We start from the raw sequence: 26,419 nt of genomic DNA, 5'->3' as shown, positions 1-26,419 counted from the left end.
CTCTGTACTTTTCTATTGTTTCTTTAGAAGTAATAAAATATATGGAAAAATCAGATAAACAAGAACAAAGAAAAAATAAATTCAATGATATAAAAATATTTACTATTCCATTCTCTTTAGAAAAAATTAAAGAAAATATTACTATTACTACTAATGTTACTTCTAAGCCTTCTAAAGATCAAATAATCAACCAAGCATTGAAGTTCCATTCACAAGGAAATGCTTCAGAGGCAGCAAAGTTTTATCAATATTTTATAAATCAAGGGTTTAAAGATCCCATGGCTTTTTCTAATTATGCAGGAATTTTATATGATATTGGCAACTTACAAGAAGCAGAATTGTTATACCGAAAAGCAATTAAAATTAATCCTGATTACGTTGATGCTCATTACAATCTTGGAATCATATTAAAAGAACTTGGCAAATTACAAGAAGCAGTATTGTCATACCGAAAAGCAATTAAAATCAATCCTGATTGCGCTGATGCTCATTATAATCTGGGAATCGTCTTAAAAGAACTTGGCAAATTACAAGAAGCAGAATTATCTACTCGTAAAGCAATTCAAATTAATCCTAATTTCGCTCAAGCTCATTACAATCTGGGAAACATATTGAGAGATCTTGATAAATCAAAAGAAGCAGAAAGATCAATTCAAAAAGCAATTGAAATTAAACCTGATTTTGCAAAAGCAAATGAACTTTTAGGCTTAATGCATCTTCAAAAAGGAAATCCAGACTTATCTCTAGAATATTTGGCAGAAAGTGCACGGTTACTTAATGAACAAAAGAACAAAAAATCAGGTTACACAAGATTTAAAATAATTAGTGAGGCGAAAATTCAACATGATATTGAACAATTTGAATATTTAGCATCGCAAGGTTATGAGACTAAAAAATTTACTGATCTTGCTATTCTATATAAAAACGTTGCCTCTGAGATTGATTGGCCATCTAAAACCAAACTAATTCCTTTAAATAACAAACATCAAAGCATTCTAGAAGGTAGCTATAATTGTTTAATTCATAGAGTGGCAGCACCTAGATTAGAAAAAGAAGCAATAAATGATTCCTTAAATATTGAAAAAATTACAAATGCTTATTGTGATCATGAGTTTGGGTTGACTTACATTGATAATTTCTTAAGTCCTCAAGCATTAGAATCCCTTCGAAAATTCTTACTGGAAAGTACAATTTGGTTTAATGTCAAAAATAATGGATACCTTGGCACATTCCTCAGAGATGGTTTTGCTAATCCTTTGATTTTTCAAATAGCAGATGAGCTTAGAAAGAAATTCCCACAAATATTTAAAGATTATCCTATAAACCACATATGGGCTTTCAAATACGATAGTCGCTCAAAAGATTACAAGTCATCTATTAAAGGTATCAATGTTCACGCAGATTTTGCAGCAGTAAATGTTAACTTTTGGATTACACCTAAAGAAGCTAACTTAAACAAAAAGTCTGGTGGATTAATCGTCTACGACGTAGAAGCTCCAAAGGAATGGGATTTTCAAATTTACAATAACACCAACGATAAAACAAAAATTCTCGAAGAACTCAAAAAAAGTAAAGGTAATACAAAAGTGATTCCTTATAGCGAAAACCGTGCTGTTATCTTTAATTCAAATTTATTTCATGAAACTGATAGTTATGAATTCAAAGAAGGATATGAGAATCGCCGAATCAATGTCACTATGTTATTTGGACGTAGACAATAGTTAATATCCTTTGTTGCCATGGGATCTTAGCGATATTGCAATGTTTGGATGGTGTGGGATGGTTTAACATTCTCACCACTATTCCTTTACTCTATTTCAATCAGGCTTCTATTACTAATAATGCACAGATCGCAATTGATAGAAAATCTCCAAATTTAAGCATCGTAGAAAAACTGATCTTCCACATATTCTTTGGGAAAAGCTCGCTCTGAACGTCATCATCTGATTGTTGGCTCATAATCTATAAAACAGCCAAGAACTATGACTTCTAAATCTTCTCGAAATGTTCGTTCAATGGAGGAATATAAAGCAGTTCTTGCAGAAGCTTCAACCCTTGAGAAGCCTTATTCAGTGACCGGTCATTTGTATCCAGTGAATGAACTTCTCCCAAGGCCTGTATGGTTTAAAGGGAGTAGGGATAGAGGTTTGAGAGAAAATATCGCAGCATAAAATTATAGATATTTCTTGAGTGAATTAAATCGAATATTTATTATTAGTTTTTCGCTGGAATTGATTCCTGTAGTGAATAGAATTTGATCTAATTTTTCTTTTTAAAAAAGCTTGTTGATAATCCTTTTTGCAGTAGTCGAGAACATGCTCAAAGTATTTGTCTGTGTTTTCTGCGCAATTAGCTCATTCAAGGATGTAAAACATGATCTCATCTAATATTTCTGGTCTGCTTGTCATGGAAAAAGTTCGAATAAAGTTCGAACAAGAAATAACGATTCCTTGAGATCTCAGGCAGTCAATGAAGGCTTGCTTTTCATTAGCCAGTAGTTGATTCCCATTGCTAGCAAGGGATATCAGCGTCATTGCGATGTGTGGCTGTTGTGTGGATTGCTTGACATTCTCACCCTCATTTTTTGTTCTATTTCAAAAAGGTTTTCCTAGTAGTCACCAATCAATTAAATATGACTATTCAAGTAATTTATTTTTGAGATTAATAACTTTGCTTGTTTTTTTGACAATATTTTGGAGATCCTTTCTTAATGTAGGAATATGTTGTTTTGATATTTCTAACTCAAAAGTCTGTTTGTTCAACTTGACGTGATAATTGCAATTATCACTAGTGTTTAATTCCTTATAGTCACTCCTTTGATGCGAACCTCTACTTTCTTGTCTGGTTAACGCAGATAGGATTGTGGCTTCAGCAGAAATTACTGATGCTTCTAAATCAAATACCTGAACAAGATCATCACAACTATGATAGTCAATTCTAACATCAACGTCTTTAATAATATTTTTGATGTCTATAATTTTTTTTAGTCCTGACTCTAATAAGTTTTTATCTTTAATCACTCCACAATGCTTCCACATGACGCTACTTAATTCATGTTGTAATGGCTTTGCTAATTCTGTACCTTTATTTATGAATTTATTGATATGGTCATGAGCATTTTGTATGGAAATATCAGATCTTACTTGTGAATTTAATTGGTTTGAATAATTAATACTAGCCATTCCAGCCCTCTTCCCGAAAATTAAAATTTCTGCAAGAGAATTGCCTCCTAGACGATTTGCACCATGTAATCCACCAGCCACTTCTCCTGCGGCATACAAACCTCTGACTGATGTGCAATGCTCTTCAGGACTTATTACAATTCCTCCCATTGAATAGTGTGCTGTTGGAGCTACTTCCATTGGCTCTTTTGAGATGTCTAGCATTTGTGTATCTAAAAATTGCCTGTAAATACTTGGTATTTTTTGCATTATAAAATCTTTACTCATATGACTTATATCCAGATACACACCTCCATTAGGGGTGCCTCGCCCTTCGGCTATTTCTGTGTAATTCGCTATGGCAACTCTATCTCTAGTTGAAAGCTCCATTCTCTCTTTATCATAATTAACCATGAATCGTTCTCCTTGGTTATTTATAAGTTTTCCTCCTTCCCCTCGAACTGCTTCTGTGACTAATGTTCCTGCAATCTCCTCTGGGAGAAGCATTCCTGAGGGGTGAAATTGAACCATTTCCATATCTCTTAATTGGCAACCTGCTTTGAGACTTAAGTACAAGCCGTCTCCTGTATTTTCTTTTTTTCTAGAGGAACTTCTTTTCCATATTTTTGTATGCCCTCCTGTGCAAAGAATAACAGCATCAGCTAAATGCACTGTCCTTTCAGCTGTACTTGTATCGAATGACATGGCTCCAAAGCAAATGTCATCTCTTATAAGAATCTCAGTGACGTATTGGTTGTCATAAATTGGAATATTTAAAGACTTTGCTTTCTTAAGAAGTGTTTTTAAAATTGATAAACCTGTGAAATCTCCTGAGTAACAAGTTCTTCTATACGAATGAGCTCCAAAAAATCTTTGATCAAGAAGCCCATTTTTTAATTTTGCAAAATTTGCCCCCCATTGATCTATTTCTTGAACAAGTATTGGAGACTCTTTAGCCATTATCTCAATTTGTGATACGTCTCCAATTCCATATCCCTCTATATAAGTATCTGCAAAATGTTGTTCCCAAGAATCTTCTTGATCGACATTTCCAAATGCGGCATTAATTCCTCCTGCAGCTAAAACAGTATGCGAATCTGTCTTTGCTCGCTTCCCTAGTACTGATACTTGAAGTCCAGCGAGCTTGACTTCAATAGCAGCTCTTAACCCTGCACCTCCACAGCCAATTACCAAAATATTTGAAATTTGTGTTGTGTGGTTATAATTTGTCATTGATTTTCCTTAAAATAATTCAAAGTTTTAATTTGGTTGGGATAGGAATTGTTGAGTGTTCTTAACCTTATGTCTTCATTAAGGCTCACTTTTTATCAGCCAATACGAGATATCTATGCTTGACATGGATAGCGTGAAAATGCGGATTTGAATACTTTATATCTTATTAGCTATTACTCATCTAATTTAATTGTTTTTGAAACTAATAAAACTGATAAATGGATATCGACGTATAGTTGTTGTTAACTAGTACTTATCAAGTTGATTAAGAAATTTTCTACTTCTCTCATGCCTAGCATGAGAGAAGAAAATATTTGGAGGAGATGTTTCTATGACTTTACCTGAATCCATAAATAAAACTTGATCGCTTACGTCTTTTGCAAAACCAATTTCATGTGTTACGACAACCATTGTCATTCCTTGCTCAGCAAGTCTTCTCATTGCATCGAGTACTTCATTGATTCGCTCTGGGTCTAGAGCACTAGTGGGCTCATCGAATAAAAGTAACTCAGGCTTTAAGGCTAAAGCTCTGGCTATGGCTACTCGCTGTTGTTCTCCTCCGCTAAGTTGACTTGGGTATTTTTTGGCATGTGAATCTACTCCCATTTGACTCAAGAGATACATGCCATATTCTTCCGCTTCAGTTTGACGACGTTTTTGTACATGTATTGGAGCGAGAGTGATATTCTCAAGTATTGAAAGATGAGGGAATAAATTGAATTGTTGAAAAACCATCCCTACTCTTCTTCTTATCTTTTGGATTTTTCTTTCATCATTTGAAGAGTCAACTTTTATTCCTAAAATATTCAGTTCTCCTTTATCAAAAGTTTCAAGACCATTAAAAGTCCGAATTAGAGTACTTTTCCCTGAGCCTGAGGGACCCATAATTACGAGGACTTTCCCTTGATTAACTGTAAGAGAAACATTATCAAGAGCTCGTAATCCTTTTGTGTATGACTTAGTGAGATTCTTTGCAACAACGATAGGTTCCATGAATTATCAGGAATTAGCTGGATTAATGGTCATTCTTTGTTCAAGATGTCTTGCTAGAACTGCCATTATTGTACAAACCATCCAATAGACAGATGCTAACCAAACATAAACTTCAACATATTGACCAATAAATTCTGGATTAGCCAAGATACTTCTGCCTACACCTAGTAACTCTACTAAGCCTAAAATAGCCATTAAAGATGTATTTTGAAAAAGTCCAATAGATTGATTAGTGAGAGCAGGTAACGCAATACGTAAAGCTTGAGGAATTAATATGAATTGAATGATTTGGTATTGATTAAGGCCAAGACTATTCGCTGCCTCTATTTGAGTATTTGGGATTGACTGAAGTCCGCCACGAATATCTTCAGCTATGTAGGCAGAGACAAATAGAGTAAACGCAAAGACAGCTCTCCAAACACGATCAATTTCTATCCCAAATGGAAGAAATAAAGGTATGAGCAGTTGACCAAAGAAAAGTACAGAAATAAGAGGAATCGCTCTCATGACATCTATATAGATTGAACTTAGTTTTTGAATCAATGGTAATGAACTCTGTCGACATAGTGCTAAAAATATTCCAAAAGGTAATGACAATAATGAGCTGCAAACAGTTAATAGTATAGTTAGAGTTAATCCACCCCAATGTCTACTCATTATAGGTGATAAGCCAAGCCCGCCAGAAAGTAGATATAGGCCCAAGGGTATCGTCCCTACCCATGCTATAAGTAGATTTTTACGTAGCCATTTCCACTTAGGGCCACAAAGAGTAAAGATACTGAGCGAGAGAAGACTTATAATCCAAGTAGCAGGTCTCCATTGCTCATCAGGTGGAAAACTACCAAATGCGTATAAAGGAAGATTTGATATTACAACTTTCCAATTGGCCTTAAATATTAGCCATTCAAAAGTATTAAAACATGCTACACAAATAAATAATATAATGAGTAAACTAATAATAGTATTGGTTGAATTTGAAAAAAAAGTTTTTCTTAGCTTTTTAAAGTCAAATATTGTTGACTTCATATTGATTTTGAACATGTATTAATTATATTTTCGTAATTTTAAAATTAATCTATTTATAATTTCCATGGTATTAGTTATCAATAGATTTAATAGTAAGAAACTAACAAGTAATATAATAAAACATTCGATAGCTCTTCCTGTTTGATTTATAATAGTATCATTAATTGCGTAAATATCTGAATAACCAACTGCTATTGCAAGGGTACTATTTTTAGCAAGGTTAAGATATTGACTTGTTAATCCTGGAATGATCGCTGGTAATGCCTGTGGAAGTATTATACGGATAAGTCCTTTTCTTTCTGAAAGTCCTAAGCTCCTAAATGCTTCCCATTGCCCTCGGGAAACAGAAAGAATGCCACCGCGGATGACCTCTGCTATGTAAGCACTCGTAAATATACTTAGACCAAGTAATAATGCTAGAAACTCCGAGGAAAAAGTTAATCCTGAAAACTCTATACCTTGATTTGAAATGTTAAATATATTTTTTGACTGGATAAACATATTGTCTTTTAAACCTAAGAACCCAACAAAATACCAAAACATAAGTTGAAGTAAAAGAGGAGTTTGTCTGATTATTGTTATGTAACCAGCCGCAATGAGACCTAGTAATGAGTTTTTACTTGTTCTGGCAAAGCCTATTAGTGTCCCTAAGAAAGTAGCCAATATTAATGATGAGACAATAACTTTAAGACTGTTGAGCCAACCTATAACTAATGCCCAAGCATAGCTATCTGAGGAGGTATAAGGTAAGGGGTATTCCGCTAAAGCAAAACTTGCTGGTTGAGAAAGCCAGCTAAAATCGAAACCAAGACCTGTTCTTATTAGATTTATTGTTAAATTATTAATTAATATCCCAATCAAACCAAATAAGATGATAAATATTCCAAATTGTAAAAATATTTTTTTATTTATTTTCATTCCAGCAAAAAATTAGTTTTTAGTTAAATGGTGGTGAAATATGTGCACCTCCTTTGTTATACAATTCATTTTGACCTCTTGGAATAGGTACCTCGCTATTTTGTCCTAAATGTCTTTCGTAAATCTCTCCATAATTGCCAGTTGAGCTAATTACTTTAACTACGAAGTCATTGCTAAGACCAATTTTTTCTCCTAGTCCTCCTTCAATACCTAGAAATCTTCTTAAAGGTTTTAATTGAGGATTATTAATTGCAATCTGTACTTTTTCATCAATATTTGACTTTGTTATCCCTTGCTCTTCTGCCGATATAAGGGCAAAGACAACCCATCTCATGGCATCAGCTAGTTTCTGATCTTGGCCATCGGAGGCTGGAGCAAGTGGCTCCTTGCTTAATACATTATCAAGAATAATATGTTCTTTTGGATTCTTAAAACCAGATCTGGCTGCTGCTAATTGTGAACGATCAGAAGTCATAGCTGAACAACGACCCTGTAAATATCCAGCAACTACTTGATTAAGATCTTGATATTTGATTGGTGTATAAGGCAATGAGGCACTCTCAAAGGCATCATTTATATTTTGTTCAGTAGTTGTACCTGACCCTACACATATAGATTTATTTGCAAGATCATTAAGACTACTAATTTTACTATCCTTCTTGACCATCAATCCCTGGCCATCATGGAAAACAACTGGTGCAAAAGTTAATCCATTTCCACCTGAGGAATCTCTACTGAGAGTGAAAGTGGTATTTCTTGACAACAGGTCAATTTCCCCAGTTTTAATAGCAGTGAATCTTTCTGCTGCAGTTAGAGGTCTATACTGGATCTTTTCTGAATCTCCTATAATTGCAGCAGCAAATGCTTTACATATATCGACATCTAGTCCTTGATAACTACCATTACTTTTCAGAAAACTAAATCCAGGAATTTTTCCACTTACTCCACAAATCAACTCATTGCGATTTTTTATTAGGTTAAGTCTAGAACTATTGTCTTGATTTGTTGTTGCACAGCCAGCCAATAGAGCTGCAAGACCAACTATTCCTGATACCAATCGACGCATGTTTTTTTTTATCATTAAATTTGATTTTCGCCAGATTTTTCTATTTCCTAGGGCAATTAAAGAAAATCTTTTACTTTTTCTTCATTGAAAGTTGTGATCCCAAAAATAAAGCCCGCTTAAAATTCAAAGTGTATTTTTGTGAGTTTAAAACTTTTTCTAAAGATAGAACATTCGTCTTTATGTATAATTGAATAATCTGAAATCAACTATATTATCTTCTGTTAATGAATCTACGTTAGGTGAACTCTTCAGCATCTAATAGTTGATTTCATCCCTATCAAATGATTTTCATATAAATATGGTGTCTGAAAAGTGTAGGAACTTTTCTAGATATAAAGAAAGGGATTAATCTTATTGAATATTTTTCCCAAAAGTAGATGTATCTATACAGAGTATATTTTGTGGAACCAGATCTTTATTCTTTATACATTTAATCCATTCTCTGTATTCTTGTCCAATAGCTAACTGATCTCCAGAATTGAGATGGTCGGTTCTTTTAAGCATATGGCATATAAGGTCTGAAATCGTTTCCTCTACATATCGATTAAAGGCCATTGACTAAAAGTAGCTAATCTAAATTACCCTCTTAGATCAGTTTGTAAACTTCTACAAATTTGGCTATAAGTAATTTTAATATTTAGATGATTGATCGTAAGCACCCTTACCTGATTGCTATGTAAGTATCTAAACGTCGTGTAAAAAATATATCTATTAAAAGTAGTTGAATTTAATTTAACCTTAATAAGAACCTAATCTGAATGTTTGCTTTTGACTTTCCTCTTATCTCATCTTTGAATTGTATACATTCAATATTAAAGGTGAATCAACTTTTATTACATTAAAATTCCTTTACTATCTATATTGCTTGAGAATAGAAAATATGGATTCCTAATACGATTTCAAGTATTTGGTTATGAAAAATTTCAACACAAAAAAAATAATCAGAGCTTTATTAGTAATAGCTTGCCTTACTTTCTCTTTGTTTATTGGTTTTATAATTAGTATTAACCTGATAGTTGATCCTATTATCTATTGGCTTGCATCGACTGAAGGAGCAAGGATATTTATAAGTTGTATTCTATCTTGGTTAGGAGTGTCGACACTTTTCGACTTGTTTTATAAGCGTTATAGGCGTAGTAAAAAATTGAAAAAGTTTAATGCTCTTAATATCCCTTATCCTCGGACTTTTAAGGGTAGGAAATGATTATTTTTCAGAGGAAGGCTGGGCAAATATATAAAGATTGTAGAAAGGAATAAATGAACAAAATGCCCACAAAACTAAGTTTTCCTTACCTATATCTCTCAGCCTTCTGATTAATAAAGCTATAAAAACTAAAAAAGATGGAATGCTATACAAATAACTCCAATCATATCCCTCAGAGATGGTATAAAAATCATTTGGATCATTAGCAAGGGTGTTATTAGATAGTATTGAAACCACAGCTCCTATTAATCCATCCAGGATAAAAAAGTGCCAAAAAGGTATTCTACTTGTTTTATCTTTGTAATTAAAAATCTGACTCCAAGCCAGAAAGTAATTTGAAAGAACCCTCTCTAAAAAATTCATCTTTAGTCTTATATTTATAAATAATTATGTAAGATCTTACTCTCAAAAGGCTCTAAAGTTTTTTATCTCATAAATAAAATAATGAACCGTATCTTTCTCATGGCTCTATCTTTTACTCTTATGTCTCCCATGGCAGTTAAGTCTGATGATCGAATTTATGAAACCAAGCATATTTGTGGACGATACTATGCAGTCGAAATTAACGGTGGTGATGCCGCAAGGTTACTAGGCTTAAAAGATTCTGGAAGGGTTAGCTCAAGGGTAGAGCAGTACTGCAATTTCTTTCGCTAAGTTTCTTGTTTATGCTTTCTGCTCTTGCAGCACTATTACATATTTCGTGGTTGATGTAACTGTTGAAATAGAATGTATTAGCTATTAAGCAATTACAGAATTTATTTATAAATTTCATCTTCAATCTTTGAAAAAGATCATGAGGACTAAGGGGGGGAGTAATATTTATGAGTTAGATTTAGTTATGGACGTGAGGACGTAAGCTGTGTTGATTAGTCTTGTTAATGCTTCAACAGACTTTGGAATAAAAAATCTTTTTAACAATTTAGATCTTCATATAAATAAAAAAGAGAGACTTGGTTTGATTGGTCCAAATGGATCTGGAAAATCAACACTTTTGAGAGTCATTGCAGGGATAGAACCTTTGATGGAAGGAGAAAGGAGATGTTTATCATCTTTGCGGATATCTTTAGTTGGGCAAGAAACAAGTTACAACAGTGAAAACAGTATTTTGGAAGAAGTTCTTGCAGGGTGTGGAGAAAAAAGAAAATTATTACTTAATTTCAGTCAGCTAAGTAGAAAAGTCGCTCAAAGCCCAGAAGATGAAGTCATTTTGGAAAAACTTGGTCAGGCGAGTGAACTTATGGATGCTGCTGGGGCATGGAATTTAGAACAACAATGCCAAGATGTTCTAAGAAGACTAGGTATAAAAGATTTAGATAAGCCAGTAAAAGAGCTTTCTGGTGGTTACCGCAAAAGAGTGGGACTTGCCGCTGCACTTGTCTCTAAACCAGATGTGTTACTTCTTGATGAACCTACCAATCACCTCGATGCATCTGCAGTGGAATGGCTTCAAAATTGGTTAGACCATTATGATGGCGCTCTTGTCTTGATAACTCACGATAGATATGTTCTTGATCGCATTACTAATCGGATGGTCGAAATCAATAATGGAGAAGCTCGCAAGTATTCGGGGAATTATCGCCAATTTCTTCAACAAAAAGTTGAACAAGAACAATCAGAGGTATCTATAAAGAAAAAATTTCAGGGTGTTTTAAGAAAGGAATTAGCTTGGTTAAGACAAGGTCCCAAAGCAAGAAGTACAAAACAAAAAGCACGTATTCAAAGGATTGCTGAAATGCAAGCGAAACCTAAAAATCATGTCAAAGTTAAATTAGAAATGAATTCATTGAGTAGAAGAATTGGAAAAATTGCAATTGAAGCTGAAGGTGTAGGAATTGCTTTAAATGATAAAGAGAATAATTTGGATCTTTTACATGATTTCACGTATAGCTTTAGTCCGGAGGATCGAGTAGGTATTATTGGTCCAAATGGAAGTGGTAAATCAACTCTTTTAGATCTAATTGCAGGTAAAAGATTGCCTACTAGTGGAAAAATAAAACTTGGAGAAACTGTTCATATTGGCTATCTCGATCAACATACAAATGATTTAAATAAAGGGAGTGGCCTAAAGCGCAAAGTTATCGAATTCGTAGAGGAAGCTGCATTACGAATTGATCATGGAGGAAAACAAATAACCGCATCACAACTCTTAGAAAAATTCCTGTTTCCACCCAGTCAGCAACATAGTCCTCTACTTAAGCTTTCAGGAGGAGAAAAAAGAAGACTTGCTCTCTGTAAAATGCTCATACAAGCTCCCAATGTATTGTTGCTTGATGAGCCTACAAATGATTTAGATATACAAACACTAAGCGTGCTAGAAGATTTTCTTGAGGACTTCAAAGGTTGTGTCGTAGTCGTATCGCATGATAGATATTTTCTTGATCGAACTATTGATCGAATTTTTAATTTTGAAAATGGTCACTTACGAAGATATGAAGGTAATTACTCTCGATTTCTGGAACAAAAAATATTAGAGGAGCGAAATAAAGAAATAAAGGAACGAGATCAGCTGGTTAATAATTCTCATAACAAGGTTGGATTAGAAATAAAATCAAACCCTCAACAAACTATGAGGAAATTGAGTTTTAAAGAAGCTAGAGAATTGAAAGAATTAGATCTTAAACTACCTATGTTAGAAAAACAGAAAAGATATTTAGAAAAAAAAATAACTGATAGTGATGTAGACATTAGTGAAATCAGTCATCAGTTAGCAGAGCTTATTGAAGCTATTCAAGAGCATGAGGATAGATGGATTGAGCTAAGTGAGTTGTCTGAGCTAGCCAAATAACAACGTAATCTTTTTTGTGACGTAGAAAAACAGATTGAGACCAAATCGTCACCATTAACATTCTTGAGTATAAATACTATAAAAGGGATGTAGATTTTGCTACTCAATCGTCCGATCTGCCTATGTAGACCGCAGTTCGACTCAAGCCAGAGGACGGGGACTTGAGCACTTTTGAGGAGTATGTATCATGGTCAATATGTATTTCAATGGAAGATCATACGTATATTGTAATTCTGCTTCAAAGCCTCATATAAAGCTCACTTATAGGGGATTGAATTATTCAAGATAAATTCATGCCTCTAATAATTTAAGGCATTTTAATATATCCATATTATTAGAATAAGATTACATTTTTTATGCCTATTAAAAACCTGCTGAATTAGTTTGAATTACTGTAGTGATATTTTTAGATTTTAAATGACTCATTTTTGTAGTTATTAATACAAGACAGAAAATATTATGTTTGTTTTTAGTTCGTTAGCCTTAGAGCTGTGGTATGGAAAAACTCTCACAAGAATATGAGATGCCATTGTCCTGAAAAAAATTTGTTATTTGCCGCTTTTAACTATAATAATTTTGTGTACACAGATCAATTGTGAAGTTGATTAAATGGCATAAATCATTTCTTGAACGTGCTCAAAAAGAAATGGGGATATCTAACTATGCCCTTTATTGGTTTGGCTTCCTTGAGGGTGCTCTAGTTATGTGGTTACTTATGAAAGTTATTTCTGCCCTATGGATAAAATCTGAGTTTCCTTTGTAATAAACATTTTTTTATAGGTGAATTATGGAGTTTCTAAAAAAAATCTCTCCCAATACTTATTTGATTTTTTCTTTGATTTTCATAACAACAGCAATTGCAGTTCTTTTTTTAGAGAAATTTACTTTTGCCATCTTTTCTTTGCTCATAGGACTTATTTTATTGATAGCATGGACTTTTTTTGGATTATTCGAAGAAACTAAAAATACGTAGATGCTTCATTAAACTTATATATAAGGATATGGTTAGCAATAAATTCTCATGATTACAGTATTCATTAGGTGCTTGTTTTATTTTTGAATGAATTTATTCTGATAAAAAGTAGATTATCTTTCATTAGAAAATGGCTATAGATCCAGAAGTAATTCCCCCTTCAAGTAATAAAGGGAGCAGAGCAGGTAGATATTTTCCGAAATGGGCAATTTATAGCTCTGCGGGGATAGGGGTTTTGGTTCTAGTTGGGTTGATTAAAACCCTTCTCCCTTTCATTGGAATGGCTTTTTTATTGGCTTTCATATGGACGCAATCAACAACTAACCGAAGATACTGAGAATTCTGTTCTCCAATAATAAAAGTCGTTCTCCAGGTAACTTTTGAGTTATCTCCCTATAATGAAATGGTGAACAGAGGGAACAGTTCTATAGAGAATGTAAATAATAAGAACTAGTAAATTCCCTCCAACGACGGCCGCTCCTGCAGCAAAATTTCCTTCTTTGGTGGTGTAATCCCACTTTGGCTCGTTATCTGTCATGGTTGAATTATTAATCACTTTATTATTGCCATTTATCCAAAGGGTTCAACAAATATAACTAATAAAAGAATAAAGAAACTCCTAATTTTTTCGAAATTCAAAATATAATCCACTTTTTTTCAATGGGAAAGAGATCTATAGAAAAGAGTTTGAGCATTTTCTTATCTTCAAATCTCTCAATATGACTACGTTGTTAAAATCAAAATTTATGCTTCCTCTTTAGAAACCACTTCGGCATCAACCACTTCTTTTGAATCGACAAACTCGTTTCTTTTCCTATCTATCCAACTATTAATTCCAAATACGAGAGGCTTTGATCCTCGATAAATAAAAATTGCGGTAGGAAGAACACTTATGATCCCAACTGTAGGGTTTTTGAATATGAGTCGTCCTGCTTTGACATTAAAAAGAATAATTAATAAAGAAGGAATTAAAACACTCAGAATGGTCTTTAGAGCTTCAGTCCATCCAACACGATAAACCCACCAAATTGAAGCTATGCCAAAAAAATATAAAATAAAATAAGTCATGAAATATAACTTTTCCAGTAAGTCCGTGTTAATTATTCAAGCTATTCTAAGAACTTCTTTTACGCCTGGAGTTGCTCGTCTCAAGTATGTAAACACTAAAAGCTAACAATAGAGTTATCAAAATAGATGCAGCTACCCAACTTAATTGACTTGAGGTCATCCCTAAGTAAGGTCCATCAAGAGGTTGTTCAGACCAAGTGCCAGGCAAGTGCCACACTTGAGGATTCGAAAGAAAAACCATACAATACCTTTCCATTGCTTTATGAGCAAAGTTTATATTTAAAATGCACAAATGCTATGAATAATTACTTATCGTTACTTGTTCTTAGAACTAAGATTGATGACTATTTTGATTTTTAATTAGTAACGGATTTTTTAAATCCTTTAAAAATAATAATTACTCATGGCAAAGCTTTGAAACATAAGCCATCTTTAAGTTGAATTCATTTCGAGGTCACAATGTCTAGAGCTGTGAACTGGGTTTTGCTTCAACTGGCTATGAGTTATTACGGAGACTCATTAAAAGAGTTTCAAGTTGATAATGATTAGTTATTTATAAGTTTTGAATATTTTTTAATTTCTCATAATTTTCATGAAATTACTAACTCAATTCAGTATCCCTAATCCAAGCAAGGCTGATCTGGTTAAAAAGAATAATAGGACTTCAAAAACACTAAAAAAAGCAGCTAAAAAATAAATCCTTGTAGAGCTTGAGAAGCATTTGTAACCTCCCTGTCCTCACGATTTACTCATAATCGAAAAAAGTGAATTTATAAATCCCGGTTTTCACTTAGGCAGATATTCTTATACAAATCATGATTCTTGCTATGTTTCCATAAGCTAGCCTTGCTCAGAGCCAAGACTTTTTAAATCCGAAAAAGAAAATACTTGTTTATTTATTATTGAACCTTCCGAGGATTCTTTATGTATGGACCTAGAGGATAAAACCCAAGGCCCACCTTTGAATAAAGGTATAAAAGTATCTTTGTAAAAGCTTTTTCCCTTTAAATCTTTTTTTGAAATTGGATCAAGATATTGACTGGAATAACTCTTGCTTAAGTAGCCATTACCAGTATGAGTCACATCGTTAGTGAGGATGATTATTAGATTTCCATGAATATGCCTATAAACCATCGTAACAACATTGTTTTTGATTCTATATTTGTCACCTTCATTTTTTCCTCCGACTATAACTTCTGAGCCGATTTCATTTGTATCTCCAAAAGTAAAGGTATTTTTACCATGAGTTTGTTCAAATGATCTTCTGACTCTATGAATAGCAACTTCCCAAAGTTGTGAAGAAATGGCTTTGTGTATTTCTTCGTCATCTATTTCGTTAACAGTGGCTTTTAAATCTTGTCCTAAGCAAAAGCTTCCTTCTATTTCTTTTTTGCCATCTGTCCAAGAACATCTACCTTTATAACCTGAAAAATCTGATTCCCACGTGTAGCGATTTTCATAGGCTGACTTAAATAAATGCGTACAATCAGTTCCTGACATTTCCTTGGTTAGCATAAAACTTTATTTATGGATTATTTTAGTCAATTAAAGATTTTTATAAACTAATTAAAAATATATTTACCAAACACAATTATTTATAGTTATCTATAATAATTATTAAGAGCAACAAACATAGATAAATTACTTTCCAAGAATTAATGTTTAATCGCATTTTATTTAATGTTATTATTTTTGATGCCAAGACGATGCAAGAAATGGCTATCACACAAAAGCATTACCAGGTTTAAAACTTTTGCTTTATATCTTTAATATATTTTCTAAGAATTGTCAGATTATATGATACGTATCACTGTAAATTATTTGACTTTATAGGTGATTAAAACATTAATCGTTGTTTTCTTTAACTGAGGATGTTCTTTTTTCTGAGCTTAGAGATTTATCTTGCATATCACTTTTTTCATCCCAACCCCAGCTTCTTTTGATCTCTTTTAGTGATCGGCCACTCTCTTTTTGTTGAGGACTTAAGGGAATCCAACTCCAATCAATTAAAAGTGTGGCGGCAATCCCAAAAAGGATATGTCCGACAAGTACGCCTACAACATCAACTGTAGTGAGTGATTCTTGTCCAATCGAGGGGTCGTACAAATTATTCTGTCATTTAATTTCTCTAACTATAGGAATTTGACAAGTGTTTCAAAGAAAAGGTATTGATTAAAGTTTCGTTTATATATATATATTTTTCTAATGTGTTTAATTATTTTTACTGGTATGTTCGGTTGCCCACCAGCAACCGCAGGTGTAACTCCGTTACATTTATTCCACATTAAATCCAATTCAAATGACACCTGAAGCAGAAAAGTTTAACGGTTGGGCAGCAATGCTTGGCTTTGTTGCAGCCTTTGGCGCATATGCAACAACAGGTCAAATAATTCCTGGCATCTTCTGAATTTTTAGTTATGCAACCTTCTAATAAAACAATTTTAGAAAGAAGTATCGGAAGGCCAGCCATGATGAGTTTCCTACCCCTCACATGTATCTACCTAACAACTGGCCAACTAATCCCTGGTGTTGTGTAATGTCTACTCAAAAAAACATCGCAAGAAACATTGATCCTGAAAAGGTAACCGCAGAAAGGCTTAACGGTTATGCAGCACTACTTGGTTGTATTGCCTTAGTTGGCGCATATGCAACCACAGGTCAAATCATCCCTGGTTTTGTGTAACCGATTTAAAGTTATTTAGGAAATTGCTTAACTTTTTAATTGATGTTTAGCAATTGTTGGTTTTCTTGATTTAGTTGTTGACAATGGATTCTTTGGTTTGACAGCTCTAAGGTATGTATAAACTTTCTAAAACAATGTATAAGCTCTCAATTGAGAGCTTTTTTAGTCTTACAAGGAATATCTAAAATTAATTAACTCAAAATTCAAAGGAATATTCCTCTTGATTGAACAAAGCTGTGAAAAGCTGGATTATGAAGATATTCAATATACAAAGTTATTAGAAATGCACCACTTAAGCAACTACTAGCAATGATTGATCCAAAAATAAAAACTTGTTTTTTGCTTACATTTTGCTTCGTATCAATAAATACAAATCTCTTTGATCTTGATACAGTCATTTAAGTTTTTTCAACTACTAAAATCTAGCCATAGCATGTCTTGATTATTTCCTGCTTAAGGGTTTCTTCATGAAACCATGTCTCCCGTGTAAATAGCTTGACAAGAAAATTCTTGAATTTCTCCATTAGGCAAAAGTTGAGCGAATCTGGGTTCATCCATTCTTAATCCATTTTTCTCATCCTGATAACTCCATAACCATTTCTTGTCTGTGAAAGATATATCACCGACCTTAAAAGATACTGGAAGCATGAGGTTTATATCTCGCCAATTAAGAACAATAAATGCTCCTTTATCAATATTTTCAAGATCATTAGTTATTGCGAAATCTCCATTTAAGTTATTCCTGATGACCGCAGTTAATCTATCTCCATCACAAATAAAATTTGAAGAAGGATTAAGAGTAATAAGTAAACTAAGAAAAAATGAAATGAAAATCATTCGTTTTGTTTATAAGGTAAATTGTTCTCTGTAAATAATAATATTTTTATTTGTTATCATAATTCGTTTTTCTTTAATAAAAGGAGCTTATTGGATACTTGATGAGAGTATAAATTTGGTAAAATAAATCTATTAAATAGGTTCTTCAAATCAAAAACTCAAAAGATACTAATTATAATTCTACGAAAATCAGCTGCACTTATCTTGGGGATTTGCACACTGAAGCAAAACATTCTCTTTCAGGTTCTGTAATTCATACTGACGCACCCAAAGATCATGACGGAGAAGGAAAAGATTTTGCTCCAACTGATTTACTAGCTTCTTCTTTAGGAACTTGTGTAATAACAATTATGGGGATCGAGGCAAAACGTAGAGGATGGAAACTTGGTAAGATTAAAATTGATGTTTATAAAACAATGACATCAGATGGACCTAGAAAAATAAAGACTCTTGCGCTAGAAATTTTTATGCCATCTGAATTAGATTCTGACAAGTATAAAATCCTTCAAAGCACAGCTGAAAAATGTCCTGTAAAGCTTAATCTTGAGGACTCCGTCGATATTAAGTTGAATTGGCACAAGCGAAAATTTCAAAACTGAGTTAACTTTTTGATTATTTTTTAATTGTCTGATTATTAAAAAGTTCTTTGAGGGATTTTGTTTTTGCATTATCTATACCGATAAGTAATCACCCAATTAGAGCAGTATTCTTGAGAACAGCTTTTATTTGGAAAGGAAAAAATGAAATATATAAGGTGTTGGAACTATAAATATTAGTAGAAGATACTCCTAATTTTGTTAAATCCTTATATAAAAAGTATTGAGCCAAAAACTAGGCAAATTATTGCCAAAAATAACAAAAATTAAGCTAAAGTAGGAGGTATATTTTTATTTGAGATCAATCCAGCAGTCCATTCGAAATTTATTATTTTACCAGGAATTGCATAAATAAATATAGCTGAAACTAATATTCTTCAAATTAGATTTCTTTCGTGTTCAAAATTCATTTACTCATTATAAGAGGGAAAATTTAACTTCTTTGAAATTTCTAGTGTTTGAGATTTCATCTAGACTTATTATTATGTAATATGTTTTTTTTCTGTGGATATCTTTAGATGTTTTTAAAATATTATTTTTAATTGTATTACTTTTTTGTGGGAGCAATCAAAATACAAATTTATTGCTATGTTATTTTTATATTATTTGAATTTTAGGAATGACAAGGGATTGGGACTCAGGCCCATCATTTTATCGAAAGGGTTCGTTTCATAATAAAATAGGAATGATATCGCTTTGGATCTTTATAGTCTTGGCTTTAATTCAAATTTTTATATTGATTCTTAGTTGAATTATATTTCCATAATTCTTTAATATTAGATGAGTTAAGAATTTATATAATATTTAATTATAAATAGATTGAATTTGATTTCAATTTATCTAAGTTTTGATTTAATCATGATTCTTCTCAAAATTACTAATGCCTCAGATGTGGTTGCCTCTAAAGCAGGTAAATTATTTGAGAAAATGACTCCAGAAATGATTGATCAGAAATTAGTAGAGAGTCAGGTTATTCAGCAGATGATTGATCAACTTCAATTAGAGGGGCTGAAAGGACAGATCTCAAGTGTCAAAGGTCTAGATATTAGTGATGATAATTTGATAACTAAAAATAGTTTTAAAATTAGGAATACGAAGACCTTTTGATTACAAAATTAAAAGTATTTACTTAATTTATTGACAAAGAAAAGAAAAGTAAATTATACACCATAAGCTAGTTTTGATAGATTGTCTAGTATAATTTCCTGTTTAATATTTTTTCTAATATCGAGCATGATTTTTATGTTTTTGAAGATTTTCTTATAAAAACTTAATTATTTATTATTGAGAAGAGATTTGTTTTTCTCACTCAATATTATCTATTCTTAAAACATATAAATAATGAATTATTTTGGGTTTTGATCCCCCAAAAATAAGCAATGAAGAAGAGCGCCTAAGAGCTCTTGCTGAGTACAGGATTTTAGGAACTCAACCTGAGCAATGCTATGACGACATAACAAAAATCGCTTCTTTAACTTGCGGAACCCCTATTTCTTTAATGAGTTTGGTTGATACAGATAGGCAATGGTTTAAATCAATGTGTGGTTTTGAGACAAAAGAAACATCTAGGGATGTTTCTTTTTGTGCTCATGCAATTGCTAGTCCAGAACCCTTGATTATTGAGGATGCTCTGTTAGATGAGAGATTTAAATCAAATCCTTTGGTAGTAGAGGAACCAAAAATTCGTTTGTATGCTGGGTTTCCATTGCAAACACCAAATGATCAGCGAATAGGAACTCTCTGTGTGATTGATAGAAAGCCGGGACATTTGTCGGATCAACAGCATCAAATTATGGAGGCATTATCCAGACAGGTCGTAACCTTATTGGAACTTCGTAAAAGATCTATTCGTCTTCTTGATGCTCTTACCCATATGCATAATACGGAAGGGATTTTAACGACATGTTCATATTGCAAAGAGGTCAGAGATTCCGAGGGTGAGTGGCAGCATCTAGAAAAATACCTTTCAAAAATTGCAGATATTCGTTTTAGTCATGGGATTTGCGATTTATGCATGGAAAAGCACTTTCCTGATGTATTAGAAGTTTGGAGTGATGACGAAATTAATTTAAATAGTAAAAATAAAAAGCCAGAATGCAAAAAAATTAGTTAATTACTTAGGAAATAAACTTATGTGAATTAATTATTTCCTAAACTTTTGATGAATATTTAATTGTTTTAAATTTTTCCATTAAAAAGTTTTAAATATGATTGGTTTCTTTGCGGCAATATTTGCAGTATTATCATGGACTTTTGCGTGTTCTATTTGGCGTAGAGAATCTGAAAACTTGCTACCTAGGCAAATCAACATTTATAAAAATGTTCTTGCTTCAATCTTTTTTTTACCAGTTGTCTTAACTATAAGTTGGTTTTCTGATGCTTTTTCTATATTTATTTTGATGATTAGCGGAATAGTCGGTATTTCTATAGGGGATACTTTATATATAAATTCATTAAAAATAATAGGGACTAGAAAAACTCTTTCATTTGAGGCTTTAACGCCAATAATTGCAACTGCTTTAGGAGCATTGAGTCTCAATGAGATATATCCTCAAAAAGTATGGATAGGATCTTTAATAGTTTCTTTTTCTTTATTGATGATTGTACGTCAAAATACATTTCCAAAAAATGACTCTAGAGATATCAATATTCTTGGTATAAGCTGCGCATTAGGATCTGTCTTTTGTGCTGTTTTGGCAGCTTTAATGTCAAGATTTATTTTTATCAGCTCTACATTAACTCCCTTACAAACTACTGAAATTAGACTTTTATCATCATCAATATTTTTATCTTTAATTTTTAAAAAAGATTTTTTGGATCTTTTTAAAAATAGATCACTAACGAAACAAAATCATTTAAGTTTAATTTTATCAACCTTACTTGGTACTAATTTTGGAATATTATCTCAACAGATAGTTTTTAAATTTTTACCTATAGGTATTGCTTGGACTTTGTTAAGTCTTTCTCCTGTTTGTGCACTTTTTATCTCAAAGAGGGAGGACGATGAAATAAATAATTTAACAATCTTTTATTCCTTTTTATCTTTTATAGGAGTTGCTTTTGCTTTGATTTAGACTTCAAAGTAATCATTTTCTTGCCAATATTCATCTGGATCATCTTCGACGTCGGGCGGATCTTCTAGCTCTCCAGGCTTTTCACCTAGTAGTATAAGCAATCCTTCCAAATATCTCATTTCTGAAGGATTATCTGATTTATCAAGGAGATCCTTAACTTTTTTCGCAGATTTAGGGTCGCCTTCCTCGACAGCTTTTGTTAGTAAATAAAGAGGATCATTTTTGGGGTCTATTTCTTTCATTTGAATTAGAAGTTATTCAGGTAGGTAAGATTCAGTCTTTCATATATTCAAGATAGACTTCTATCAGTTGTACCTGGATAGAAAAGAGTATTTTGATCGATATTAATTGCTGAAAACTTGATAGGTTCCCAGAATAAATCTCTGGTAATCAAAAAACGAATATCTTTCTCTTTTATAAATTTCTCATTTACAAGTTCTTGCAGTGCTTTTATCGGAATTTCTCCCCATTCACTAGAATTTGTTAACCAATTATCCATTTCCCAAACAGGTTCATAATTTATTATTTGAAATCCAAAGGCTTTTTCCCTGTCTTCTGATATCTCCGAAAGGTACCAATCACCTACAACTCCATATAGGTGACAATAAATTAAATCATCAACCGAGCCTTTACTTTCTCCTGATAGCGATTTCATCAACTTAGCAGTTGACTCTGGAACGAGAACAAGTGGATTTTGGTTTTGTTCAGACAAAATAAAACAGTGTATAACCCTTTTACAAAGGATTTAATTCCTAATTATATTTTTTTAAAAGTGCATTTAGTTCTTTTAAATTCTTATGTAATAAACTTTCTAATATTTAATCTTTAATGATCAGATTCTGTTGCTTTGAGTGCTTGTAAGGCCATATTTATATGTGCTCCCATAGCCCCAAAGGCCATAAGAGATTTAGGATTTCTGTTTTCAGTTAAAACTTTTTGTTCGTTTTTCATACTTAGTAATATTTTTTGACTTGTTTCTGTCCAGGTCTTAATTAAATCAGTGAATTCTTGATTTTCTTTGAGTTGATTATTCTCAGGGGTACTATTTGAAGATATATCTTTTTTTGCTTTGATAAAAAAGTCATTTAATTCCTTATGACTAATAGCATTTTGTGAGAATTGATTGTTATTCAATTTATACTTTTAATACTTAATCCCAATTTATCATGAGATAAACTTTCTCCAAGGGTGGATCCCCGACCAAATCTAATTCGTTTTTTTTAAGTAGATTATTTGATATCTCTATACTTTTTAACTAGTCTTTTGAAATGATCGCCTCTTTCTTCGTAGTTTTGATATTGATCAAAGCTTGCACAGGCAGGAGATAATAGTATACTTTTAGAGTTTGTTCTTATTGCCATATGAATAGATGCTGTTGTAGCTTCTTCTAGATTATGTTTTACAATTATTTCTCCTTTATAAGAAGACATTAATAATGCTTTCTTTAAGCTATTTGAACTAATTCCAAATAAAACTATCCCATTAGTCGATTGCTTTAGTTGTTTAATCCATGGTAGATAATCTCCTTTTTTTTGAATACCACCAGCTAGTAAAATTATTGGATGAGGAATAGATTTTAAACCAGTTAGTGAAGAGTCGAAATTAGTTGCTTTGCTGTCGTTATAGACACCTAGATTGTTTATCCTTCCTAAATACTCCAATCTATGAGGAATAGATTCAAATGAGTTTATAGATTTTGCTATTGCTAAATGATCAAGACCTATTTCTCTTGCTGCTGCTGTTGTGAGCAAGAGGTTTTGCAAATTATGTTTACCTGGTATCTTGAGTAGGGAGCTGTGAAATAGTTGTTTTTGGTCTTCAAATATATATCCTTTTTCGTCGATCCAGAATTTTTGATATTGAGAGTAGAAGGATTGTTGATTTGTTCCAACCCATATACCTTTAGGTAATTCTTTTCTTTTACTTGATAAATATTTATCATCAGAATTATAAATTCGAATGGATGATTTCTCTAGTAAACTACGCTTTATATTGAAATAAGTTTCTAAATCATTGTGCCTTTCTAAATGATCAGGTGTAAATGTTGTCCATATACCTATTGTCGGGGCTACTTTTGGTGAACCTTCAATTTGATAACTACTTAATTCTAGTACTAGCCAGTTTAACTCTTGGTCATTATCTTTAATGCTTTCCAAAGCGATTTTGGATAATGCTTTCCCAACATTTCCGCCCATTTCAGTGTTTAAATTATTTAATTTAAGAACATGATTCAGCATGCTAGTGACGGTAGTCTTCCCATTTGTTCCAGTTATACCAATAGTGGGTATATGATTTAATCTTTCCCAGGCTAATCCTACTTCTCCCTGAACATTGATATTCTTATATCTTAATTCTTTTAGAGCTTTATGCTTCCAATCTATTCCTGGACTCACAGTAATAGAACAAATACTTTCTATCCAGGGAGTAAAATTATTAATATTAAGTGGTTCGCCAAGTAAAATAACGTTGATTCCTTCTGATTTTAATTTATTAGATATATTTAATAGTTTTTCATTTGAATTATTCTCTAAAACTAAAACTTTCTTCCCCTCTGATTTAAGTAGTTTTGCTGCACTTACTCCTGAGCAGCCTAGTCCAAGTACAATATGTATTTGATTTGATTGTTTTTGTTTTGACAATTTAGATTTTAATGTTAATAGATTTTATCGTTGGTAGGTCGCTGTTGCCTTGGAATAAATTTGATCGTATGCCATTTGACTATCTCTAATATAAAATATTTTTATATTAGTATTGTTTTGATTCTTAAATAAAGATATTTCGCTTCTTGGTGATTGAATAGCTCACTTTTTAAGAAATAAAGTTGAAATTTTTTCAATTTATTTTAATAAGATTAAAAAAACGTTAATACATCTGGCTTTATTCTCTAAAAGTTGTTTTGATGCGAATGCATTTGCTTCTTTTTAATGGCTGCAAAAATTGAAGGCATCGAAATTTTAAAAACAAAAAAAATTCAAGAGTCAACTAATGTTGAGTATTCTCTAAATGGTTTAGCAGATCAGAGCGAGAGTGAAATCACATGGATTAAACTTCATCAAATGTTTGATAAGTAAAGAATTTAAACCTTTAGCTATTTTTGTGATTAGGCAAATATATGCATTCATTTAATGCTGCAGAATGGGCGATACTGGAATCGAACCAGTGACTCCTACCGTGTCAAGGTAGTGCTCTACCTCTGAGCTAATCGCCCTTGTGAACCAATTTAGAATTGAAGTATTAAGTCCTCAATGAAGTTAGCAGGCGATCGGACCTAATCATCATTGCCTTAGTAATTTGATTCTCCATCGCTCTTTTTTTGTTTTATCAATATTTAAAATTTTAAGAGAACCTTTTTTTTCTAAATGAATAAGGTCTCCAGTATTCACCGATTTGCTTGGCTGATTATTCAAAGCCCAGTTAAGTCGCAAATACCCTTGCTTGATTTGTGCGGCTATTTTTGATCTTGATAGACCAAAACCTGCAGAGGCTATTGCGTCAATCCTGGTAGAGGCCTCAACCGTATTGATTATTTTCTCTGGTCTATGGAAAGGGATCTCCATCTCGCTTAGATCTAATGCCTGGATTGATATTTCAACTTCTCTTAGCTTTCCATACTGTTGGTTTATTGAATCAGCACATTTTTTCGAGCAAATAGCTTGAGCTCCTCTGTCTCTTATTAACCAAATGTCTCCAATTTCATCTGCTGGTACATGAAGTTCATGTAACAGATCTCTAAAGTCATTTTGTTTGGCTCTATCAAACAGAAAATTGCCTTTTATATTAATACCTTTTATGGGGATATCGAGAGAGGTAAAGATCATCTCTTCTTCAGATCTTAAGAAACATATTCTTTTACGTTCTGCGCTCGGGAATCCTCCATTAAAAAGAAGACGTATATCATTCAAGTTGTTAAATTTATTTTTAACTTCCTCTGTTAATTCTGCTGAAACAAAAGGAGACCATATTGCTGCTCTCTCTCTTATGGCCTTTTCCGCGAAGGGAAGTAAGGTCTCTAACTCTTTGCGAAAAGGACTTTTAAAAAGAATCTTTTCTTTTGGAAGATGCATGAAAAGAGATAGGATTTTATCATTTTACAGATTCATAGTCTAAATCATTCTTTCTCTCTTTTTATTTATTTTTGTAAATATTATATTCAATATAAGGTCAATATTGTTAATAGTTATATTCACTTTTTTTATAAATATAATTTAAATTAGTACTATTCTTTACCTATACTTATTATTTCTGGGCTATCTGTTCCTTTTATAATTGCCCAAGGTAATTCTATCTCAATTGGTAATTCAAGAATTAACAGCCAAAAACCTTGTTCACTTTTTTTTCGAATAGCTCTCAAATCATCAAATGTTTCTTGGGTCGTGCCCCCAGCTGAAAAAAAGCTTCCTAGAGCACCTGAAATCATTCCAACTAGGCCACCTAAAAGCTTCTCTAATTGATTTGGGAATCCCATATCTGCAAATGTCTTCAGATCGGTCATTTGAGAAAAACTTAGACCTGCAATAAAACCAAAGGGTATTAACCATGTTGCTAATGTTTTTTGGCGATCCTTTCGAGCAAGAGCTGGATTCAAAAGCTTGATATTATTAAAATTTGATTGCTCGGTAAATACTTCTTCAGATGTGTCTAAATTAAAATTCTCATGGTCTGATTTATTATCCAATGGTTCTACAAGATCGCAATTAAGGATAGGTGTTTGAGCTTCTCTCAGTTTGAGAAGCAACTCTTTTGCAGCTTTCTTTTCTTTTAAGATGATTACGTGTTTGGACACTAATTAGCTCCTTGAAATG

Annotated in this window: 34 protein-coding genes and 1 tRNA gene; 13 read left to right on the top strand and 22 right to left on the bottom strand. The window is 32.6% G+C overall.

The genetic code is table 11. The features are described 5' to 3' along the window. Positions 1–41 precede the first annotated feature (41 nt). Entirely contained in the window at positions 42–1,721 is a 1,680-nt protein-coding gene (locus tag O5637_RS05525) for a tetratricopeptide repeat protein (RefSeq protein ID WP_269606804.1), read from the top strand. A 100-nt stretch (positions 1,722–1,821) separates the two neighbouring features. Here the strand turns inward: O5637_RS05525 and O5637_RS05520 are convergent, their stop codons facing one another. Next, positions 1,822–1,959 carry a hypothetical protein gene (locus O5637_RS05520; protein WP_269606802.1) on the bottom strand — a complete coding sequence of 46 codons (138 nt, stop codon included), beginning with the start codon at positions 1,957–1,959 and terminating at the stop codon, positions 1,822–1,824. 23 nt (positions 1,960–1,982) lie between these two features. Between O5637_RS05520 and O5637_RS05515 the strand changes: the two genes are divergently transcribed. Next, entirely contained in the window at positions 1,983–2,171 is a 189-nt protein-coding gene (locus tag O5637_RS05515; RefSeq protein WP_269606800.1) for a hypothetical protein, read from the top strand. 465 nt (positions 2,172–2,636) lie between these two features. On the opposite strand, the gene O5637_RS05510 is transcribed toward O5637_RS05515, so the two are convergent. The 7 genes from O5637_RS05510 to O5637_RS05480 all read right to left on the bottom strand — a co-directional run bounded on the left by O5637_RS05510 (position 2,637) and on the right by O5637_RS05480 (position 9,964). Further along, the gene (locus tag O5637_RS05510) at positions 2,637–4,394 is read right to left on the bottom strand and encodes an FAD-dependent oxidoreductase (RefSeq protein WP_269606798.1); all 1,758 of its coding nucleotides are present in this window, start codon (positions 4,392–4,394) and stop codon (positions 2,637–2,639) included. Positions 4,395–4,640: 246 nt separating this feature from the next. Then, positions 4,641–5,387: an amino acid ABC transporter ATP-binding protein gene (locus O5637_RS05505; RefSeq protein WP_269606796.1), complete on the bottom strand. Its 747-nt coding sequence runs from the start codon at positions 5,385–5,387 to the stop codon at positions 4,641–4,643. 6 nt (positions 5,388–5,393) lie between these two features. Further along, positions 5,394–6,413, bottom strand: coding sequence for an amino acid ABC transporter permease (locus tag O5637_RS05500; RefSeq protein WP_269606794.1), 1,020 nt, complete (start codon positions 6,411–6,413; stop codon positions 5,394–5,396). Positions 6,414–6,431: 18 nt separating this feature from the next. Beyond that, positions 6,432–7,331: an ABC transporter permease subunit gene (locus O5637_RS05495; protein ID WP_269606792.1), complete on the bottom strand. Its 900-nt coding sequence runs from the start codon at positions 7,329–7,331 to the stop codon at positions 6,432–6,434. A 19-nt stretch (positions 7,332–7,350) separates the two neighbouring features. After that, positions 7,351–8,412: an amino acid ABC transporter substrate-binding protein gene (locus O5637_RS05490; RefSeq protein WP_269606791.1), complete on the bottom strand. Its 1,062-nt coding sequence runs from the start codon at positions 8,410–8,412 to the stop codon at positions 7,351–7,353. A gap of 336 nt (positions 8,413–8,748) precedes the next feature. Then, positions 8,749–8,952: a hypothetical protein gene (locus tag O5637_RS05485; protein ID WP_269606789.1), complete on the bottom strand. Its 204-nt coding sequence runs from the start codon at positions 8,950–8,952 to the stop codon at positions 8,749–8,751. 649 nt (positions 8,953–9,601) lie between these two features. Continuing rightward, entirely contained in the window at positions 9,602–9,964 is a 363-nt protein-coding gene (locus O5637_RS05480; protein ID WP_269606786.1) for a DUF805 domain-containing protein, read from the bottom strand. An 81-nt stretch (positions 9,965–10,045) separates the two neighbouring features. Between O5637_RS05480 and O5637_RS05475 the strand changes: the two genes are divergently transcribed. The 4 genes from O5637_RS05475 (at position 10,046) to O5637_RS05460 (ending at position 13,696) form a co-directional block, all read left to right on the top strand. Further along, complete coding sequence (locus O5637_RS05475) at positions 10,046–10,255, top strand: hypothetical protein (RefSeq protein WP_269606784.1); 210 nt, start codon at positions 10,046–10,048, stop codon at positions 10,253–10,255. A 205-nt stretch (positions 10,256–10,460) separates the two neighbouring features. Further along, on the top strand, positions 10,461–12,386 hold the full coding sequence (locus O5637_RS05470; RefSeq protein ID WP_269606783.1) for an ABC-F family ATP-binding cassette domain-containing protein: 1,926 nt from the start codon (positions 10,461–10,463) through the stop codon (positions 12,384–12,386). Between the two features lie 595 nt (positions 12,387–12,981). After that, positions 12,982–13,149, top strand: a complete 168-nt coding sequence (locus tag O5637_RS05465; protein WP_269606781.1) for a hypothetical protein — start codon at positions 12,982–12,984, stop codon at positions 13,147–13,149. Between the two features lie 340 nt (positions 13,150–13,489). Further along, a complete protein-coding gene (locus tag O5637_RS05460) occupies positions 13,490–13,696 on the top strand; it encodes a hypothetical protein (protein ID WP_269606779.1) in 207 nt (68 codons plus the stop codon). A gap of 48 nt (positions 13,697–13,744) precedes the next feature. Here the strand turns inward: O5637_RS05460 and O5637_RS05455 are convergent, their stop codons facing one another. The 5 genes from O5637_RS05455 to O5637_RS05435 form a co-directional block, all read right to left on the bottom strand. Next, positions 13,745–13,915, bottom strand: coding sequence for a hypothetical protein (locus O5637_RS05455; RefSeq protein ID WP_269606777.1), 171 nt, complete (start codon positions 13,913–13,915; stop codon positions 13,745–13,747). A gap of 188 nt (positions 13,916–14,103) precedes the next feature. Then, complete coding sequence (locus O5637_RS05450; RefSeq protein ID WP_269606776.1) at positions 14,104–14,427, bottom strand: hypothetical protein; 324 nt, start codon at positions 14,425–14,427, stop codon at positions 14,104–14,106. 46 nt (positions 14,428–14,473) lie between these two features. Next, positions 14,474–14,668 carry a hypothetical protein gene (locus tag O5637_RS05445; protein ID WP_269606774.1) on the bottom strand — a complete coding sequence of 65 codons (195 nt, stop codon included), beginning with the start codon at positions 14,666–14,668 and terminating at the stop codon, positions 14,474–14,476. A gap of 599 nt (positions 14,669–15,267) precedes the next feature. After that, positions 15,268–15,942, bottom strand: coding sequence for a DUF3386 domain-containing protein (locus O5637_RS05440; RefSeq protein WP_269606772.1), 675 nt, complete (start codon positions 15,940–15,942; stop codon positions 15,268–15,270). Between the two features lie 330 nt (positions 15,943–16,272). After that, entirely contained in the window at positions 16,273–16,533 is a 261-nt protein-coding gene (locus O5637_RS05435; protein ID WP_269606770.1) for a hypothetical protein, read from the bottom strand. 193 nt (positions 16,534–16,726) lie between these two features. Here O5637_RS05435 and O5637_RS05430 point away from each other — a divergent pair, with 193 nt between their 5' ends. Next, entirely contained in the window at positions 16,727–16,834 is a 108-nt protein-coding gene (locus tag O5637_RS05430; protein WP_011125327.1) for a high light inducible protein, read from the top strand. A 129-nt stretch (positions 16,835–16,963) separates the two neighbouring features. Next, positions 16,964–17,110 (top strand): high light inducible protein, encoded by a 147-nt coding sequence (locus O5637_RS05420; protein WP_269606767.1) that lies wholly within the window; start codon positions 16,964–16,966, stop codon positions 17,108–17,110. 203 nt (positions 17,111–17,313) lie between these two features. Here the strand turns inward: O5637_RS05420 and O5637_RS05415 are convergent, their stop codons facing one another. Beyond that, positions 17,314–17,508 (bottom strand): hypothetical protein, encoded by a 195-nt coding sequence (locus tag O5637_RS05415; RefSeq protein WP_269606766.1) that lies wholly within the window; start codon positions 17,506–17,508, stop codon positions 17,314–17,316. A gap of 67 nt (positions 17,509–17,575) precedes the next feature. After that, complete coding sequence (locus O5637_RS05410) at positions 17,576–17,947, bottom strand: hypothetical protein (RefSeq protein WP_269606764.1); 372 nt, start codon at positions 17,945–17,947, stop codon at positions 17,576–17,578. Between the two features lie 212 nt (positions 17,948–18,159). Here O5637_RS05410 and O5637_RS05405 point away from each other — a divergent pair, with 212 nt between their 5' ends. From O5637_RS05405 to O5637_RS05390, 4 genes are all read left to right on the top strand, one after another. Next, positions 18,160–18,546 (top strand): OsmC family protein, encoded by a 387-nt coding sequence (locus tag O5637_RS05405; protein ID WP_269606762.1) that lies wholly within the window; start codon positions 18,160–18,162, stop codon positions 18,544–18,546. Positions 18,547–19,401: 855 nt separating this feature from the next. Further along, positions 19,402–19,650 carry a hypothetical protein gene (locus O5637_RS05400; RefSeq protein ID WP_269606760.1) on the top strand — a complete coding sequence of 83 codons (249 nt, stop codon included), beginning with the start codon at positions 19,402–19,404 and terminating at the stop codon, positions 19,648–19,650. Positions 19,651–19,894: 244 nt separating this feature from the next. Further along, positions 19,895–20,656 carry a GAF domain-containing protein gene (locus O5637_RS05395; protein ID WP_269606759.1) on the top strand — a complete coding sequence of 254 codons (762 nt, stop codon included), beginning with the start codon at positions 19,895–19,897 and terminating at the stop codon, positions 20,654–20,656. A gap of 94 nt (positions 20,657–20,750) precedes the next feature. After that, positions 20,751–21,617, top strand: coding sequence for an EamA family transporter (locus O5637_RS05390; RefSeq protein WP_269606757.1), 867 nt, complete (start codon positions 20,751–20,753; stop codon positions 21,615–21,617). Here O5637_RS05390 and O5637_RS05385 read toward each other — a convergent pair. The 4 genes from O5637_RS05385 to murD form a co-directional block, all read right to left on the bottom strand. Next, positions 21,614–21,859 carry a hypothetical protein gene (locus O5637_RS05385; RefSeq protein WP_269606756.1) on the bottom strand — a complete coding sequence of 82 codons (246 nt, stop codon included), beginning with the start codon at positions 21,857–21,859 and terminating at the stop codon, positions 21,614–21,616. The genes O5637_RS05390 and O5637_RS05385 overlap by 4 nt on opposite strands. Before the next feature lie 47 nt (positions 21,860–21,906). Next, positions 21,907–22,329, bottom strand: a complete 423-nt coding sequence (locus O5637_RS05380; protein ID WP_269606754.1) for a hypothetical protein — start codon at positions 22,327–22,329, stop codon at positions 21,907–21,909. A 113-nt stretch (positions 22,330–22,442) separates the two neighbouring features. Beyond that, positions 22,443–22,751: an MATH domain-containing protein gene (locus O5637_RS05375; protein ID WP_269606752.1), complete on the bottom strand. Its 309-nt coding sequence runs from the start codon at positions 22,749–22,751 to the stop codon at positions 22,443–22,445. Between the two features lie 95 nt (positions 22,752–22,846). Further along, positions 22,847–24,256, bottom strand: a complete 1,410-nt coding sequence (murD, locus tag O5637_RS05370) for a UDP-N-acetylmuramoyl-L-alanine--D-glutamate ligase (RefSeq protein ID WP_269606750.1) — start codon at positions 24,254–24,256, stop codon at positions 22,847–22,849. A 285-nt stretch (positions 24,257–24,541) separates the two neighbouring features. Here murD and O5637_RS05365 point away from each other — a divergent pair, with 285 nt between their 5' ends. Continuing rightward, positions 24,542–24,688: a hypothetical protein gene (locus tag O5637_RS05365; protein WP_269606748.1), complete on the top strand. Its 147-nt coding sequence runs from the start codon at positions 24,542–24,544 to the stop codon at positions 24,686–24,688. 65 nt (positions 24,689–24,753) lie between these two features. Here the strand turns inward: O5637_RS05365 and O5637_RS05360 are convergent. The 3 genes from O5637_RS05360 to O5637_RS05350 form a co-directional block, all read right to left on the bottom strand. Beyond that, a tRNA-Val gene (locus O5637_RS05360) sits at positions 24,754–24,825 on the bottom strand. A 67-nt stretch (positions 24,826–24,892) separates the two neighbouring features. Then, positions 24,893–25,681, bottom strand: a complete 789-nt coding sequence (locus tag O5637_RS05355) for a photosystem II S4 domain protein (RefSeq protein ID WP_269606746.1) — start codon at positions 25,679–25,681, stop codon at positions 24,893–24,895. Between the two features lie 152 nt (positions 25,682–25,833). Then, positions 25,834–26,400 carry a hypothetical protein gene (locus O5637_RS05350; protein ID WP_269606744.1) on the bottom strand — a complete coding sequence of 189 codons (567 nt, stop codon included), beginning with the start codon at positions 26,398–26,400 and terminating at the stop codon, positions 25,834–25,836. Between the last annotated feature and the right edge of the window lie 19 nt (positions 26,401–26,419).

Source organism: Prochlorococcus marinus str. MIT 0917, from assembly GCF_027359575.1.
GTDB classification, from domain to species: Bacteria; Cyanobacteriota; Cyanobacteriia; order PCC-6307; family Cyanobiaceae; genus Prochlorococcus_B; species Prochlorococcus_B marinus_D.
Note: the sequence above shows the minus strand (reverse complement) of the source record. Positions and strands in the feature narration are given on the sequence as shown.